Annotated in this window: 12 protein-coding genes; all 12 read left to right on the forward strand. The window is 71.4% G+C overall.

Going from position 1 to position 15,256, the window contains the following annotated elements:
* Positions 1 to 122: 122 nt before the first annotated feature.
* The 12 genes from ACTHMF_RS02915 to uvrA all read left to right on the forward strand — a co-directional run bounded on the left by ACTHMF_RS02915 (position 123) and on the right by uvrA (position 15,256).
* Positions 123 to 1,796, forward strand: a complete 1,674-nt coding sequence (locus ACTHMF_RS02915; protein WP_440316233.1) for a DUF885 domain-containing protein — start codon at positions 123 to 125, stop codon at positions 1,794 to 1,796.
* 10 nt (positions 1,797 to 1,806) lie between these two features.
* On the forward strand, positions 1,807 to 2,424 hold the full coding sequence (locus tag ACTHMF_RS02920; protein WP_440316234.1) for a DUF4166 domain-containing protein: 618 nt from the start codon (positions 1,807 to 1,809) through the stop codon (positions 2,422 to 2,424).
* Entirely contained in the window at positions 2,425 to 3,408 is a 984-nt protein-coding gene (locus ACTHMF_RS02925; protein WP_440316235.1) for an epimerase, read from the forward strand.
* Between the two features lie 107 nt (positions 3,409 to 3,515).
* Complete coding sequence (gene rpsA / locus ACTHMF_RS02930) at positions 3,516 to 4,958, forward strand: 30S ribosomal protein S1 (protein ID WP_314148901.1); 1,443 nt, start codon at positions 3,516 to 3,518, stop codon at positions 4,956 to 4,958.
* A 109-nt stretch (positions 4,959 to 5,067) separates the two neighbouring features.
* Positions 5,068 to 5,670: a dephospho-CoA kinase gene (coaE, locus tag ACTHMF_RS02935; protein WP_440316236.1), complete on the forward strand. Its 603-nt coding sequence runs from the start codon at positions 5,068 to 5,070 to the stop codon at positions 5,668 to 5,670.
* A gap of 161 nt (positions 5,671 to 5,831) precedes the next feature.
* Positions 5,832 to 7,898: an excinuclease ABC subunit UvrB gene (gene uvrB / locus ACTHMF_RS02940; protein ID WP_314148899.1), complete on the forward strand. Its 2,067-nt coding sequence runs from the start codon at positions 5,832 to 5,834 to the stop codon at positions 7,896 to 7,898.
* Positions 7,899 to 7,976: 78 nt separating this feature from the next.
* Entirely contained in the window at positions 7,977 to 8,708 is a 732-nt protein-coding gene (locus tag ACTHMF_RS02945) for a DUF4129 domain-containing protein (protein ID WP_314148898.1), read from the forward strand.
* On the forward strand, positions 8,705 to 9,214 hold the full coding sequence (locus ACTHMF_RS02950; RefSeq protein ID WP_440316237.1) for a hypothetical protein: 510 nt from the start codon (positions 8,705 to 8,707) through the stop codon (positions 9,212 to 9,214). The genes ACTHMF_RS02945 and ACTHMF_RS02950 overlap by 4 nt, the downstream gene beginning before the upstream one ends.
* Before the next feature lie 40 nt (positions 9,215 to 9,254).
* Positions 9,255 to 10,325 carry an AAA family ATPase gene (locus ACTHMF_RS02955; RefSeq protein WP_440316238.1) on the forward strand — a complete coding sequence of 357 codons (1,071 nt, stop codon included), beginning with the start codon at positions 9,255 to 9,257 and terminating at the stop codon, positions 10,323 to 10,325.
* Complete coding sequence (locus ACTHMF_RS02960) at positions 10,322 to 11,629, forward strand: DUF58 domain-containing protein (protein ID WP_440316239.1); 1,308 nt, start codon at positions 10,322 to 10,324, stop codon at positions 11,627 to 11,629. The genes ACTHMF_RS02955 and ACTHMF_RS02960 overlap by 4 nt, the downstream gene beginning before the upstream one ends.
* Positions 11,626 to 12,186: a hypothetical protein gene (locus ACTHMF_RS02965; RefSeq protein ID WP_440316240.1), complete on the forward strand. Its 561-nt coding sequence runs from the start codon at positions 11,626 to 11,628 to the stop codon at positions 12,184 to 12,186. The genes ACTHMF_RS02960 and ACTHMF_RS02965 overlap by 4 nt, the downstream gene beginning before the upstream one ends.
* A 190-nt stretch (positions 12,187 to 12,376) precedes the next feature.
* Positions 12,377 to 15,256: an excinuclease ABC subunit UvrA gene (gene uvrA, locus ACTHMF_RS02970; protein WP_399553040.1), complete on the forward strand. Its 2,880-nt coding sequence runs from the start codon at positions 12,377 to 12,379 to the stop codon at positions 15,254 to 15,256.

The raw sequence follows: 15,256 nt of genomic DNA on the forward strand, positions 1-15,256 counted from the left end.
GACCCCGCCCCCCCACCCCGCCCGCCTCCGCAGCCGCCGAGCCCAGGAAACCCGTCGCGATTCGAGCGGATTCCGCGCGTTTTTCCTGGGCTCGCGGGCGGGGGTCGAAATAGGCTCGGGGCATGACGAACGCAGAGAAGCGCGAACCCACTCCGATCGACACGATCGCTGAGGAGTGGGTCGACACCCAACTCGAGCTGTATCCGGAGTACCACGTCTGGCTCGGCCGTCCCGGTCGCGAGGGCGAGTACGCCGACCATTCCCCGGCCGGCGCCGAGGCCGCCGTCGCCAAGGTGAAGGAGACGCTGGCCAAGGTCCAGGCCGCCGAGCCCGTGGACGAGATCGACCGCGTCACCAAGATGGACCTCGCCAGGGACCTCCAGCTCACCGTCGAGAAGCACGAGGCCGGCTTCAACCAGCGCGACCTGAACGTGATCGCCTCGCCGGCCCAGGAGCTCCGCGACATCTTCGACCTGGTGCCCACCGACACCGAGGAGGACTGGTCGAACGTCGCCAAGCGCCTGCACAACCTGCCGGCCGCGATGGACGGCTACATCGAGACGCTGCGCAGCGGCATCGCCGCCGGCAACGTCCCGGCCATCCGCCAGGTGCGCGAGGTGCTCGCGCAGGCGAACAAGCAGGTGGCGGACACCGGCTTCTTCTTCGAGTTCACCGGTTCCGCGAAGGCCGGCGACGCCGAGCTCCCCGACACCCTGAAGAGCGATCTCGCGGCCGGTGCGCGGGAGTCCGCCGCTGCCTACGCCAAGCTCGCGAGCTTCCTCAAGGACGAGCTCGCCCCGCACGCCCCGCAGAAGGACGCCGTCGGCCGCGAGCTCTACGCGCTCGCCTCCCGCGACTTCCTCGGCGCCACCGTCGACCTCGACGAGACCTACGAGTGGGGTATCGAGGAGCTCGCGCGGATGGTCGCCGAGCAGGAGTCCATCGCGAACGAGATCAAGCCCGGCGCGTCCGTGCACGAGGCCATCGCGTTCCTCGACGGCGACGCCAGCCGCAAGCTGCACGGCACCGATGCGCTGCAGCGCTGGATGCAGGAGACCAGCGACCGCGCGATCGAGGAACTCGGCACGTCGCACTTCGACATCCCCGCCGAGATCCGCCGGCTGGAGTGCATGATCGCGCCGACCCAGGAGGGCGGCATCTACTACACCGGCCCGAGCGACGACTTCGCCCGCGCCGGCCGGATGTGGTGGAGCGTGCCGGAGGGCGTGACCGAGTTCGACACCTGGCGTGAGCTGACCACCGTGTACCACGAGGGCGTCCCCGGCCACCACCTGCAGATCGCGCAGGCCACCTACAACAAGGCGCAGCTGAACTCGTGGCGCCGCATCGCCGGCACCTCGGGGCACGCCGAGGGCTGGGCGCTCTACGCGGAGCGCCTGATGGAGCAGCTCGGCTACCTGGACGACCCGGCCGACCGGCTGGGGATGCTGGACGGCCAGCGGATGCGCGCCGCCCGCGTCGTGCTCGACATCGGCGTCCACCTGGAGAAGCAGCTGCCGGACGGCTCCGGTCCCTGGACCGGCGACTACGCGTTCGGCTTCCTCGCCGACAACGTGAACATGAACGACGGCTTCGTGCGGTTCGAGGTGAACCGCTATCTCGGCTGGCCTGGCCAGGCGCCGTCGTACAAGATCGGCCAGCGGATCTGGGAGCAGCTGCGCGACGAGTACGCGCGCCGCGAGGGCGACGCGTTCGACATCAAGGCGTTCCACAAGAAGGCGCTCGACATCGGCGGCGTCGGCCTGGACACGCTCAAGGCCGCGCTGCTCGACTGAGCGCCGCCGGATGACGTCCCCGTACCGCGCAGTGCTCGGAGCCGACTTCGACGAGCTGCACCCGCGCCTGCGCGCGTACTTCGACGCCATCCCCGCCGGGTCCACCGGGCGCGGGCGGGGCGTGTTCGACACCGTCGGCACGCCCCGCCGCTGGCTGTGGCCGGTGCTGGCGGTCTTCGCCCGCTCCGGCGTGCTGTTCCCGGTCTGGCAGCGCCGGGTCCCGTTCACGGTCAGCAACGTGCCGGCGACGGGCGCGGAGGGCTCGCCCGCCGTGCGCGCCGAGCGCGTCTTCGCGCTGCGGGGACGCTCGCGCGTGATGCGGGACGAGATCGGCGTGCGGGACGGCGCGCTGGTGGACCGGCTCGGCTCGCCGGTGCGGGCGGAGGCGGTGTTCCGTGCCCGGGTGGTCGACGGCGGGCTGCGGCTCGCCTCCACCCGGGTCGTGCTGTGCGCCGGACGGTTGCGCCTCCCGCTCCCGCGCGGGATCGCGCCGGTCGTCGTGCTCACCGAGCGCTGGGACGAGGCGCACGACGCGCAGCACGTCTCGATCGTGGTCGCGCATCCGCTGCTCGGTAGGCTGTACCAGTACGCGGGGACGTTCCGCTACGACATCGCACCGGGGGAGTGAGTGGGCGAACGCATCGTCATCGCGGGCGCGTCCGGGTTCATCGGACGCTACCTGGCGGAGCACTACCGCGCGCAGGGCGCGACCGTCCGGCTGATCGGGCGTTCCGGAGCGGACGTGCGCTGGGACGACGCCGCCGGCATCCGTGCGGCCGTGTCCGGCGCCGACCTCGTGATCAACCTCGCGGGCAAGAGCGTGAACTGCCGGTACGGCGACGCCGAGCGGGCCGAGATCTTCCGCTCCCGGCTGGAGACGACGCGCGCGCTCCGGGAAGCGATCGCCGCCTCCGACGCGCCGCCCCCGCTCTGGTTCAACGCGTCGACCGCGACGATCTACCGGCACGCGGAGGACCGGCCGATGACCGAGTCGACCGGCGAGCTCGGCACGGGCTTCTCGGTGAACGTCGCGAAGGCCTGGGAGCGCGAGTTCTTCGCGGGCGAGCTGCCGGGCACCCGCCGAGTGGCGCTGCGCATGGCGATCGTCCTCGGCGACGGCTCCGCGCTCGTCCCGCTGATGATGCTCACCCGGTTCGGGCTCGGCGGCCCGCAGCGCGACGGCCGCTGGTTCGCGACGACGGCCAGGCGCAACGCCGGCACCTTCCACGAGTTCCGCGCCCGCGGCGGCCGGCAGAAGTTCAGCTGGGTGCACATCCGCGACGTGCTCGGCGCGATCGAGTTCCTGCGGGGCCGCGAGGACATCGCCGGCCCGGTGAACATCGCCGCGCCTAACCCGAGCGACAACCGCACGATGATGGCGACGCTCCGGCGGGTCCTCGGCGTCCCGGTCGGGCTGCCCGCCTACCGCTGGATGCTCGAGATCGGCTCCGCGGTCATCCGCACCGAGACCGAGCTGGTGCTGAAGAGCCGCTGGGTGCTGCCGGAGCGGCTGCTGGAGGCGGGCTACGATTTCGCCTTCCCGGAGCTGGAGCCCGCGCTGCGCGACATCGTCGGCGCACGCGAGTTGCTGCGCGGCACGGCCAGTCGGTAGACTAGAACGTCACCTGTGTGACATCCACATCCGCCTGCCGTGCGCGGAAGACAACAGACACTGTTCGCGTCCGGCCTGATTTCTGTCCATTACGGAGCATCCACTACATGACAACCGCAACGACCGACAAGGCGCCGAAGCAGGTCGCCGTCAACGACATCGGGTCCGCTGAGGACTTTCTTGCCGCGGTCGAAAAGACGCTGAAGTTCTTCAACGACGGAGACCTCATCGAAGGCACCGTCGTCAAGATCGACCGCGACGAGGTCCTCCTCGACGTCGGTTACAAGACCGAGGGTGTCATCCCCTCCCGCGAGCTTTCCATCAAGCACGACGTCGACCCCACCGAGGTCGTCGAGGTCGGCGACACCGTCGAGGCGCTCGTTCTCCAGAAGGAGGACAAGGAAGGCCGCCTCATCCTGTCCAAGAAGCGTGCGCAGTACGAGCGCGCGTGGGGCGACGTGGAGAAGATCAAGGAAGCCGACGGCGTCGTCACCGGTACGGTGATCGAGGTCGTCAAGGGCGGCCTGATCGTCGACATCGGCCTCCGCGGCTTCCTCCCGGCCTCGCTCATCGAGCTGCGCCGCGTCCGCGACCTGACCCCGTACCTGGGTCAGGAGATCGAGGCGAAGATCCTCGAGCTCGACAAGAACCGCAACAACGTGGTCCTGTCGCGTCGCGCGCTCCTGGAGCAGACTCAGTCGGAGTCCCGCACCACGTTCCTCAACAACCTGCACAAGGGCCAGGTCCGCAAGGGCGTCGTGTCCTCGATCGTCAACTTCGGCGCGTTCGTCGACCTGGGCGGCGTGGACGGCCTCGTGCACGTCTCCGAGCTGTCCTGGAAGCACATCGAGCACGCCTCCGAGGTCGTCGAGGTCGGCCAGGAGGTCACCGTCGAGATCCTCGAGGTCGACCTGGACCGCGAGCGCGTCTCGCTGTCGCTCAAGGCGACCCAGGAGGACCCGTGGCAGGTCTTCGCCCGCACCCACGCGATCGGTCAGGTCGCGCCGGGCAAGGTCACGAAGCTGGTCCCGTTCGGTGCGTTCGTCCGCGTCGCGGACGGCATCGAGGGTCTGGTGCACATCTCCGAGCTCTCCGGCAAGCACGTCGAGCTCGCGGAGCAGGTCGTGTCGGTCGGCGACGAGGTCTTCGTCAAGGTCATCGACATCGACCTCGAGCGTCGCCGCATCTCGCTCAGCCTCAAGCAGGCCAACGAGGGCGTCGACCCCGAGGGCACCGAGTTCGACCCCGCCCTCTACGGCATGGTCACCGAGTACGACGAGCAGGGGAACTACAAGTACCCCGAGGGCTTCGACCCGGAGACCAACGAGTGGAAGGAAGGCTTCGAGACCCAGCGCGACGAGTGGGAGCAGCAGTACGCCGCCGCCCAGGCTCGCTGGGAGGCCCACAAGCGCCAGGTCGCGAAGGGTCTCGAGGAGGCTGCCGCCGACAGCGGTACCTCGTCGTACTCCTCCGACTCGGGCTCGGGTGGCACCCTCGCCGACGACGAGTCGCTCGCGGCTCTGCGCGAGAAGCTCAGCTCCAACAACTGAGATCCGTCTCACGGAACGGCCGGCCCTTCGGGACCGGCCGTTCCGGCGTTAACGCCCGCTCCTGTGCGCACCCGGATCCCCGAGGGGCACGGGTGGATAGGGTGGACGGGTGCAGCTGATCGGACTCACGGGCGGGATCGCCTCCGGAAAATCGACCATCGCCTCCCGCCTCGCCTCGCACGGCGCGGTCGTCGTCGACGCGGACCGGATCGCCCGCGAGGTCGTGGAGCCCGGGACGCCGGCCCTCGCCGAGATCGCGCGCGTGTTCGGCGAGGGGGTGATCGCCGCCGACGGGAGCCTCGACCGGCCGGCGCTCGGCGCGATCGTGTTCGGCGACGCCGAGAAGCTGCGGGCGCTGAACGCGATCACGCACCCGGCCGTGCTGCGCGAGTCCACCGCGCGGTTCCAGGCCGCGGCCGACGCCGACCCGGATGCGGTCGTGGTCTACGACGTCCCGCTCCTGGTCGAGTCGGCGAACGAGTATCCGTTCGACCTGGTCGTCGTCGCGCACGCCGACGCGGCGACGCGCATCCGCCGCCTGGTCGAGCTGCGCGGGATGGCCGAGGCGGAGGCCGAGCGCCGGATCCGATCGCAGGCGTCCGACGAGGAGCGCCTCGCCGTCGCCGACGTGGTGATCGACACCGACGGATCCCTCAATCACACGCTCGAGCAGGTGGACGCCCTTTGGGACCGCCTGCGCACGAACGCGTAGCGCGCCACCCCCGGCCCGCGACTGTGCCTGTTCGGTACGTCGCGCGGATGCTCGAGCAGGGCCGATCGTTCCGAATGGGGTCACTCGCTTGCGGCGGCGGCCGCATTCCGCTGTGAGCGAGAGCGGGCGGGGATGTCGGTGGTGCTTCCTACACTGGAAGCATGGAACCAACCCGTCTCGTCCGCCCGTTCGAGGTCGTCAGCGAGTACGAGCCGAGCGGCGACCAGCCCAAGGCCATCGCCGAGCTCGCGTCCCGCATCAATGCGGGTGAGACCGACGTGGTGCTGCTCGGCGCGACGGGAACCGGCAAGTCGGCGACGACGGCCTGGCTCGTGGAGCAGGTGCAGCGTCCGACGCTCGTGCTCGCGCACAACAAGACGCTGGCCGCGCAGCTGGCGAACGAGTTCCGCGAGCTGCTGCCCAACAACGCCGTCGAGTACTTCGTCTCGTACTACGACTACTACCAGCCGGAGGCGTACGTCCCGCAGACGGACACCTTCATCGAGAAGGACTCCTCGATCAACGCCGAGGTGGAGCGGCTGCGGCACTCCACCACCAACTCGCTGCTGAGCCGGCGCGACGTGATCGTGGTCTCCACGGTCTCCTGCATCTACGGCCTGGGCGCGGCGGAGGAGTACCTCGAGGCGATGGTCGCGCTCCAGGTGGGCGAGACCGTGGGCAGGGACGCGCTCATCCGCCGGTTCGTCGGCATGCAGTACGAGCGCAACGACGTCGACTTCTCGCGCGGCAAGTTCCGGGTCCGCGGCGACACGATCGAGATCATCCCGATGTACGAGGAGCACGCGGTCCGGATCGAGCTGTTCGGCGATGAGATCGAGGCGCTGTACTCGCTGCACCCGCTCACGGGCGAGGTGTTGGCGAAGATGGACGCGGTCTCGGTGTTCCCCGCCACGCACTACGCCGCCAGCCCGGCGACCATGCAGCGCGCGATCGGTACCATCCAGACGGAGCTGCACGACCGGCTGGTCGAGCTGGAGCGCGAGGGCAAGCTGCTGGAGGCGCAGCGCCTGCGGATGCGCACCCAGTTCGACATCGAGATGATGGAGCAGATCGGCTTCTGCTCCGGCATCGAGAACTACTCGCGGCACATCGACGGCAGGCAGCCGGGCGAGGCTCCGCACTGCCTCCTCGACTATTTCCCCGACGACTTCCTCGTCGTCATCGACGAGTCGCACGTCACGGTCCCGCAGATCGGCGCGATGTACGAGGGCGACGCGTCCCGTAAGCGCACGCTGGTCGAGCACGGCTTCCGGCTGCCGAGCGCGATGGACAACCGGCCGCTCAAGTGGAACGAGTTCAAGGAGCGCGTCGGCCAGACCGTGTACCTCTCGGCGACGCCGGGGCAGTACGAGCTGGGCATCGCCGACGGCATCGTCGAGCAGATCATCCGCCCGACCGGCCTGGTGGACCCGGAGATCGTCGTGAAGCCGACCAAGGGCCAGATCGACGACCTGCTCGAGGAGATCCGCGTGCGCGTCGAGCGCGACGAGCGCGTGCTCGTCACCACGCTCACGAAGAAGATGGCGGAGGAGCTCACGGACTTCCTCGCGGAGGCGGGCGTCCGCGTGCGCTACCTGCACTCGGACGTGGACACCCTGCGTCGCGTCGAGTTGCTCACCGAGCTGCGCTCCGGCCTCTACGACGTGCTCGTCGGCATCAACCTGCTGCGCGAGGGGCTCGACCTGCCCGAGGTGTCGCTCGTCGCGATCCTGGACGCCGACAAGGAGGGCTTCCTGCGCTCGTCCACGTCGCTCATCCAGACGATCGGCCGCGCCGCCCGCAACGTGTCCGGGCAGGTGCACATGTACGCGGACGTGCTGACCGACTCGATGAAGAACGCCATCGAGGAGACCGATCGCCGCCGCGAGCTGCAGCTCGAGTACAACCGTGCCAACGGCATCGACCCGCAGCCGCTCCGCAAGCGCATCGCCGACATCACGGACGTGCTCGCCAGGGAGGAGGCGGACACGGCGCGGATGCTCGCGGGTCGTGAGCAGAAGCGCAAGAGCCCGACGCCGAACCTGCGCAACGGCGGCATCGCCGCTCAGGGCGCCGCGGAGCTGGAGGGCCTGATCGCGGACCTCAACCAGCAGATGCTCGCGGCCGCGGGGGAGCTCAAGTTCGAGCTCGCGGCTCGTCTGCGCGACGAGCTGTCCGACCTCAAGCGCGACCTGCGGCAGATGGAGAAGGCCGGACACCTGGGCTGACCGGCCGCCGGGAGGTGCCGCCGGCCGCGCGCTGCGGTCTGCCGCGCGCTGCGGTCTGCCGGGCGCTACGGTGGCAGGGTGGGTTCGAAGGCGGCGCGGACGCGGCAGCGGTGGGGGATGATCGCCGCCGGCGGCGTCCTCCTGGTCGCCGCTGCCCTCGCGCTCGCCTTCCAGGGCGTGCCCGCCTTCACCGGGATGCGCTTCGCCGTCCCGACAGCCGATCTGGGGCCGCGCACCGGTGCGGACGAGGCGACCGGCACGCCCGCTCCGCGGGAGGTCGTCGAGGAGACCCGGATCGATCTGCGCTGGGTCGTCTTCGCGCTGACGGTGCTCGTGACGGTGATCGTGCTCGCGCTGGTGTGGCGGTACGTCCGCCGGCGCATCCATCGCCCCGTCCCGGACGCGCTCGGCGTTCTGGCCGGTTCGACCGAGGGGCTGGTCGCGGCCGAGCCGCGTCCGCAGCCGCGCCCCGAGCGGGTGCGTCGCGGGCTCGACCATGCTCTCGACCTGCTGGGCGGAGGGCGCGAGCCGCGGGATGCGATCGAACGCGCCTGGCTCGGCCTCGAGGAGGGGGCCGCCGACTCCGGCGTGCAGCGCCTCCCCGCGGAGACGCCGGGGGAGTTCGTCTCCCGCGTGCTGACCAGGGTGGCGGCCGACCGGGACGCGGCACAGCGCCTACTCGACCTCTACCTCCGCGCGCGCTTCGGCGACGGCCCCGTGACCGCGGCGGATGTCGAGGCGGCTCGCGAGGCGATCGAGGCGCTGCGCGCCTCCTGGACCGGCGCGCACACGGGCGGGGCGCCCGGATGACCCGACGCCAGCTGATCGGGCGGGCCGTCGGCTGCGTGCTGGCCGCCGCGGCGATCGGCGCCATCGCCTGGTTCTTCGGCATGGACGCCCCGCACGCGATCGGGCTCGGCGCGGTGATCTTCGCGCTCGGCGGCCTGCTCTCGATGCTCGGCGACCAGGCGGACGTGACCTGGCCGCAGGCCGTGCCCGCGCCCCGCCCCGGCGCCCGCCGCGACGTCGTCCAGCTCGGCTGGTCGCTGGGCGCGCGCGGCGGCCGGGTGTCGCCCGAGGCGGTGCGGCGCCTGCGCGGTCTCGCCGCCCGCGTGCTCGAACGACGCGGCGTCGACCTGGACGACCCGCGCTCCGAGCCGGCGGTTGCCGGCCTGCTCGGCGAGGATGCTGCGGCGATGCTCCGGAAGGGCGGCGCTGCCGCACCCCGCCCCGCCGAGGTGGCCGCCGTCCTGGCGAGGCTGGAGGCTCTCGCCGCCGACGCGTCGCCGTCCCCGGGCGCCGGCCCTCCGGGCTGACCCGCCGCCGTCCCCGACCATCACCGACGACTGGAGCGCCATGCCCGACGACCCCGCCCGCAGCGACACCGCACATCCCGACCCCCAGCGCGCCGCCGGCACCCCCGACGCCACCGCCGCGCCCGCGCCGCTCGGCGTCCCCGAGGTCGCCCGGCTCGGAGCCGAGATCCTCGCGCGCGTCGAGAGCGTGGTCGTGGGGATGCGCGAGCCGCTGCACATCGCGCTCGCGACCGTGCTCGCCGGCGGCCACGTGCTGTTCGAGGATGTCCCCGGCCTCGGCAAGACCCTCGCCGCGCGCAGCATCGCGAGCGCCGTCGGGCTGGACTTCCGCCGCCTGCAGTGCACGCCGGACCTGCTGCCCTCCGACATCACCGGGTCGTTCGTCTACGTGCCATCGACCGCCGAATTCGAGTTCCGGCCCGGTCCGGTGTTCACCGGACTGTTCCTCGCCGACGAGATCAATCGCACCTCGCCCAAGACCCAGTCGGCGCTGCTGGAGGCGATGGCGGAGGGCCAGGTGTCGGTCGAGGGCCGCAGCTTCCCGCTGCCGCGGCCGTTCCACGTCATGGCGACGGCGAACCCGATCGAGTCGGAGGGAACCTACGCGCTGCCGGAGGCGCAGCTGGACCGCTTCATGGTCCGCCTGAGCGTCGGCTACCCGGACACCGAAGGCGAGACCCGCGTGTTGCTCGCCCGCGTGGCGCGGCGCCAGGAGGTCGCGACCGTCGAACCGGTCACCGACGCCGCCACCCTGCTCGCCATGCAGGCCGGGGTCGAGCGCGTGGACGTCGACCCGGACATCGCCGCCTACTGCGTCGCCATCGCGGCGGCGACACGGCGGCACCGGTCAGTCGAGGTCGGCGCGTCGCCGCGCGGCTCGCAGGGGCTGCTGCTGGTCGCCCGCGCCCTCGCCGTGCTGTCGGGCCGCGACTTCGTCATCCCGGACGACGTGAAGCGCGTCGCGGTGCCGGTCCTCGCGCACCGCCTGACCCTCACGGTGCAGGCCTGGACGAGCGGCGTCAGCGCCGCGCAGGTCGTGACGGACGTCGTCGGCACCGTGCCCGGCCCGCCCTCGGTCGGCGCCAGGGAGCGGGAGGCGACCCGCGGATGACGGCACCGCGCGAGTCCGGCGCGCCGAGGCCGCCCGGCGGCAGTGGTTGGGCGCTCAGTCCCGGGGTGATCGCCGCGGCCGTCGTGGCCGGGATCTGCCTGGTCGCCGCGTTCGTGCTCTCGCGCATCGAGCTGGTCCTGGTCGCCGCGCCGCTGCTGCTGTCCGCGCTCTGGGGATGGGGCTCCCGGCCGGCCGGCGCGGCCGCGCGCACGTCCGCGACGATCGTCGGCGACCAGCCGGACGGCCGCGTCGCGGTCGAGGCGTCGGCGCGGACCGACGGCGATCCCGACGCTGTGCACGTGCGCGTCACCCGCGCAGACCGGGCGCCGGAGGACGCCATCCTCACCCCCCGCTCGGCTGCGCGACTGCGCTTCCGGGTCGCCGTCTCGCACTCGGGGCCGCAGCGCATCCTGTCGCTGGCCGCCCGCGCGATCGGTCCGGACGCCGCCTGGACGGGCGAGCCGAGTGCGTCGGCCGTCGCCGAGCGGGTCGTGCGGCCGGGGTGGGAACGGTTGCGCTCGCTCCCGCTGCCGCTCCGGCTGCTCGGCCTGACCGGCGGCCACGTGTCGTCGCGGCCGGGGGACGGCGGCGAGTTCCGCGACATCGACCGGTTCCGGCCGGGCGACCGGCTGCGCCGCATCGACTGGAAGGCGACGGCCAGGCTGGCGCAGCGGCCGGGGGAGCTGTACGTCCGGCGCACCACGGCGACCTCGGACGCGGCGGTCCAGCTGGTGGTGGATGCGAGGGACGACGTCCCGGGCGCCGTCGCGGACTGGTCGGTGCCGTACCCGCGGTCCGGCGTCACCTCGCTCGACCTCGCGCGCGAGGCGGCGACCTCCCTCGCCCGCGCCTACGCGGCCGAGGCGGACCGCGTCGGCTTCGACGACCTCTCCGACCCGGCCAGGGCGCTCCCGCCGCGCGCCGGGGCGCGGCATCTGCAGCGCGTGCTGCGCGCGCTGGAGCTCACGAGCGCGCACGGTTCGGCGAGCGAGCGCGCCAGGGCGCCGCGGCTGGCCCAGGGCGCGGTGGTGTTCGTGCTCTCCACCTTCCTCGACGACCAGGCTGCGCGACTCGCCCTCACCTGGCGGGCGGCGGGGCACCGCGTGATCGCCGTCGACGTGCTGCCCTCCAGGACCGCCGACGACCTGCCGGGCCGCGACCAGCTGGCGCTGCGGATGGTCGACCTCGAACGCCGGCTGCGGCTCGACCGGTTGCGCGCAGCGGGCGCCGAGGTGCTGGTCTGGGCGTCGGAGGAGCGGGACGTGCTCCTGCGCAGGATGGCCGTCCCGGCGAGGCGGCGATGAGCGAGGCGGCGATGAGCGAGGCGGCGTGGACCGAGCCCGCACCAGCGCCCGACGAGTCCGCGCCCGACCTCGGCCGCACCATCCCCGCGTGGTCGCTCCGGGTCGCCTTCGGCCTGGTGGCGGTGCCACTCGCCGTCACCACGGCGCCGAGCGGGCCGTGGCCCGCGATCGCCGTCGCGCTCACCGCTGTCGCCGTCGCCGTGCCCCGCTATCGCGTCGCCTGGGTCCTCATCGCGGTGCTCGCCTTCTCGACCCTCCTCGAGCCCGGGCGGCTCACGCCGCGGCTGCTCGCGGTGATCGCCGCCGTCCACGTTCTCCACGTTCTGGCCTCGTGGATCCTCGCCGTCCCTGCGCTCGCGCGCCTGCAGCCCGCCGTGCTGCTGCCGTCGTTGCGGCGGCTGATCGCCGTCCAGGTGCCGGTCCAGGCCGTCGCGGTCGTCCTGCTGTCGATCGCGCGCCCGCCGCTCGCCCCGTGGCTGGCGATCGTCTCGGGAGCCGCCATCGCCGGGCTGGTGGTCCTGCTCGCGGCGCTGCTGCTGACCCGGCCCGGGGACTGATCAGCCGAATGTCGGTGGCCGGTCGTATGCTCGCGCGTGCGGGCCGCATCCTGCCCGGGACACGATAGACTCGAACAAAGCTTCGATTCGCCGTGCGTGTCCGGAACGGGTGCGCGGTGGGCGAACACTTCTGGGCGCGGGACGGAAATAGCGGAGAATGGAACGAGTGAGCAGCAATCGTCAGGGGAACATGGGTAAGGTCGTGGGTTCGCACCTCAGCGTGCGCGGAGCGCGCGTCCACAACCTCCACAACGTCGACCTGGAGATCCCGCGCGACTCGCTCGTGGTCTTCACCGGGCTCTCGGGCTCTGGCAAGTCGTCGCTCGCGTTCGACACGATCTTCGCGGAGGGGCAGCGCCGGTACGTGGAGTCGCTGTCCGCGTACGCGCGGCAGTTCCTCGGTCAGGTGGACCGTCCGGACGTCGACTTCATCGAGGGCCTGAGCCCCGCGGTCTCGATCGACCAGAAGTCGACCAACCGGAACCCGCGGTCGACGGTCGGCACCATCACCGAGATATACGACTACATGCGTCTGCTCTGGGCGCGCATCGGCGTGCCGCACTGCCCGGTCTGCGGCGAGAAGATCCAGCGCCAGACGGTGCAGCAGATCGCCGACCAGCTGATGGAGCTCGAGCAGGGCACCAGGTACATGGTCGTCAGCCCGGTCGTCTCGCAGAAGAAGGGCGAGTTCGTCGACCTCTTCAAGGAGCTGGCCGCCAGCGGGTACTCGCGCGCGCTGGTCGACGGCGAGCAGATCCAGCTGAGCGATCCGCCGACGCTCAAGAAGCAGTACAAGCACGACATCTCGGTCGTGGTGGACCGCCTGGTCGCCGGCCCGGACATCCTCGGCCGGCTCACCGACTCGCTGGAGACGGCGCTTCGGCTGACCGACGGCCTGGTGCAGGTCAACTACGTCGACCGCGAGGGCCCCGCGGCGTGGCAGTCGTTCAGCGAGAAGCTCTCCTGCCCGAACGGCCACCCCATCCAGCTCACCGAGATCGAGCCGCGCACGTTCTCGTTCAACGCGCCGTTCGGCGCGTGTCCGGAGTGCTCCGGCCTCGGCACCCGCATGTCCGTCGACGACGACCTGCTGCTCGGCGACGACGAGCTGAGCATCGCCGAGGGCGTCATCGTGCCGTGGACCACCCAGGGCAAGGGCCTGTTCAACTACTACGAGAAGCTGCTCGACGGCCTGGCCCGCGACCTGAAGTTCTCGCTCAAGACGCCGTGGAAGAAGCTGCCGAAGGACGTGCAGGACGCGGTGCTGCACGGCGACAACTTCGAGGTCAAGGTGCGCTGGAAGAACCGCTACGGGCGCGAGATGTCGTACACCTCCGGCTTCGAGGGCGTCGTGCCCTACATCGAGCGCCAGTACCTGCAGGCGGAGACGGACACGCAGCGCGCGCGCTGGGCGGAGTACTTGCGCGAGGTGCCGTGCCCGGTGTGCAACGGCAAGCGCCTCAAGCCCGAGGTGCTGTCCGTGCTCATCCACGGCACGTCCATCGCCGACGCGTCGCTGCTCAGCCTGAGCGACGCGCGCGCGTTCATGGAGAAGCTGCACCTGACCGAGCGCGAGCAGAAGATCGGCGCGCAGGTGCTGCGCGAGATCAAGATCCGCCTCGACTTCCTCATCCAGGTCGGCTTGAGCTACCTCGACCTGGCTCGCGCGGCCGCGACGCTCTCCGGCGGCGAGGCCCAGCGCATCCGCCTGGCGACCCAGATCGGCTCCGGGCTGACCGGCGTCCTCTACGTGCTGGACGAGCCGAGCATCGGCCTGCACCAGCGCGACAACCGCCGGCTGATCGACACCCTCGTCGCGCTGCGCGACCTGGGTAACACGCTCATCGTCGTCGAACACGACGAGGACACCATCCGCACCGCCGACTGGATCGTCGACATCGGCCCTGGCGCCGGCGTCAACGGCGGCCACGTCGTGCACTCCGGCTCGTACGACGAGCTGCTCGCGAACACCGACTCGCTCACCGGCGACTACCTGGCCGGCCGGCGCGAGATCGTGGTGCCGGAGAAGCGCAGGAAGATCGACAAGAAGCGCGTGCTCCGGGTCGTGGACGCGGAGGCCAACAACCTCAAGAAGGTCACGGTGGACTTCCCGCTCGGCGCGTTCGTCGCCGTGACCGGCGTCTCCGGCTCCGGGAAGTCCTCGCTGGTCAACGACATCCTGTACCGCGTGCTCGCCAACAAGCTCAACGGCGCCCGCAAGCTGCCGGGCAAGCACCGCACCGTGACCGGGCTCGAGAACCTGGACAAGGTCGTGCACGTCGACCAGGCGCCGATCGGCCGCACGCCGCGCTCGAACCCGGCGACCTACACCGGCGTCTTCGACCGCATCCGCAACCTGTTCGCCGAGACGCCGGAGGCGAAGGCCCGCGGCTACCTGCCCGGCCGGTTCAGCTTCAACGTCAAGGGCGGACGCTGCGAGGCGTGCTCGGGCGACGGCACGATCAAGATCGAGATGAACTTCCTGCCCGACGTCTACGTCGCGTGCGAGGTCTGCGGAGGAGCGCGCTACAACCGCGACACCCTGACCGTGCACTACAAGGGCAAGAACATCGCCGAGGTCCTGGACATGCCGATCAGCGAGGCCGCGGAGTTCTTCAAGCCGATCTCGGCCATCCACCGCTACCTGCAGACCCTGGTGGACGTCGGCCTCGGCTACGTCCGGCTCGGCCAGAGCGCCACGACGCTCTCCGGCGGCGAGGCGCAGCGCGTGAAGCTCGCGACCGAGCTGCAGCGCCGCTCCAACGGCCGCAGCGTGTACGTGCTCGACGAGCCGACCACCGGCCTGCACTTCGAGGACGTCCGCAAGCTGCTGCTGGTGCTGAACGGCCTGCTCGACAAGGGCAACACGGTCATCGTCATCGAGCACAACCTCGACGTCATCAAGTCGGCCGACTGGATCATCGACATGGGTCCGGAGGGCGGCGCGGGCGGCGGGACGGTCATCGCGACCGGCACGCCGGAGCAGGTCGCGGACGTGCCGGGCAGCCACACGGGCTTCTTCCTCAAGGAGATCCTGCAGGGCGACACCGCCGCGCGCGGCGCCGCTTAG

It is taken from the genome of Leifsonia sp. (genome assembly GCF_051955155.1).
In the GTDB taxonomy this organism is placed as follows: Bacteria; Actinomycetota; Actinomycetes; order Actinomycetales; family Microbacteriaceae; genus Leifsonia.

Coding starts and splice junctions, on each gene's coding strand:
- ACTHMF_RS02950 (WP_440316237.1), top strand. CDS start 8,705: ATGACCCGACGCCAGCTGATCGGGCGGGCCGTCGGCTGCGTGCTGGCC.
- ACTHMF_RS02960 (WP_440316239.1), top strand. CDS start 10,322: ATGACGGCACCGCGCGAGTCCGGCGCGCCGAGGCCGCCCGGCGGCAGT.
- ACTHMF_RS02965 (WP_440316240.1), top strand. CDS start 11,626: ATGAGCGAGGCGGCGATGAGCGAGGCGGCGTGGACCGAGCCCGCACCA.
- ACTHMF_RS02915 (WP_440316233.1), top strand. CDS start 123: ATGACGAACGCAGAGAAGCGCGAACCCACTCCGATCGACACGATCGCT.
- ACTHMF_RS02955 (WP_440316238.1), top strand. CDS start 9,255: ATGCCCGACGACCCCGCCCGCAGCGACACCGCACATCCCGACCCCCAG.
- uvrA (WP_399553040.1), top strand. CDS start 12,377: ATGGGTAAGGTCGTGGGTTCGCACCTCAGCGTGCGCGGAGCGCGCGTC.
- rpsA (WP_314148901.1), top strand. CDS start 3,516: ATGACAACCGCAACGACCGACAAGGCGCCGAAGCAGGTCGCCGTCAAC.
- ACTHMF_RS02920 (WP_440316234.1), top strand. CDS start 1,807: ATGACGTCCCCGTACCGCGCAGTGCTCGGAGCCGACTTCGACGAGCTG.
- uvrB (WP_314148899.1), top strand. CDS start 5,832: ATGGAACCAACCCGTCTCGTCCGCCCGTTCGAGGTCGTCAGCGAGTAC.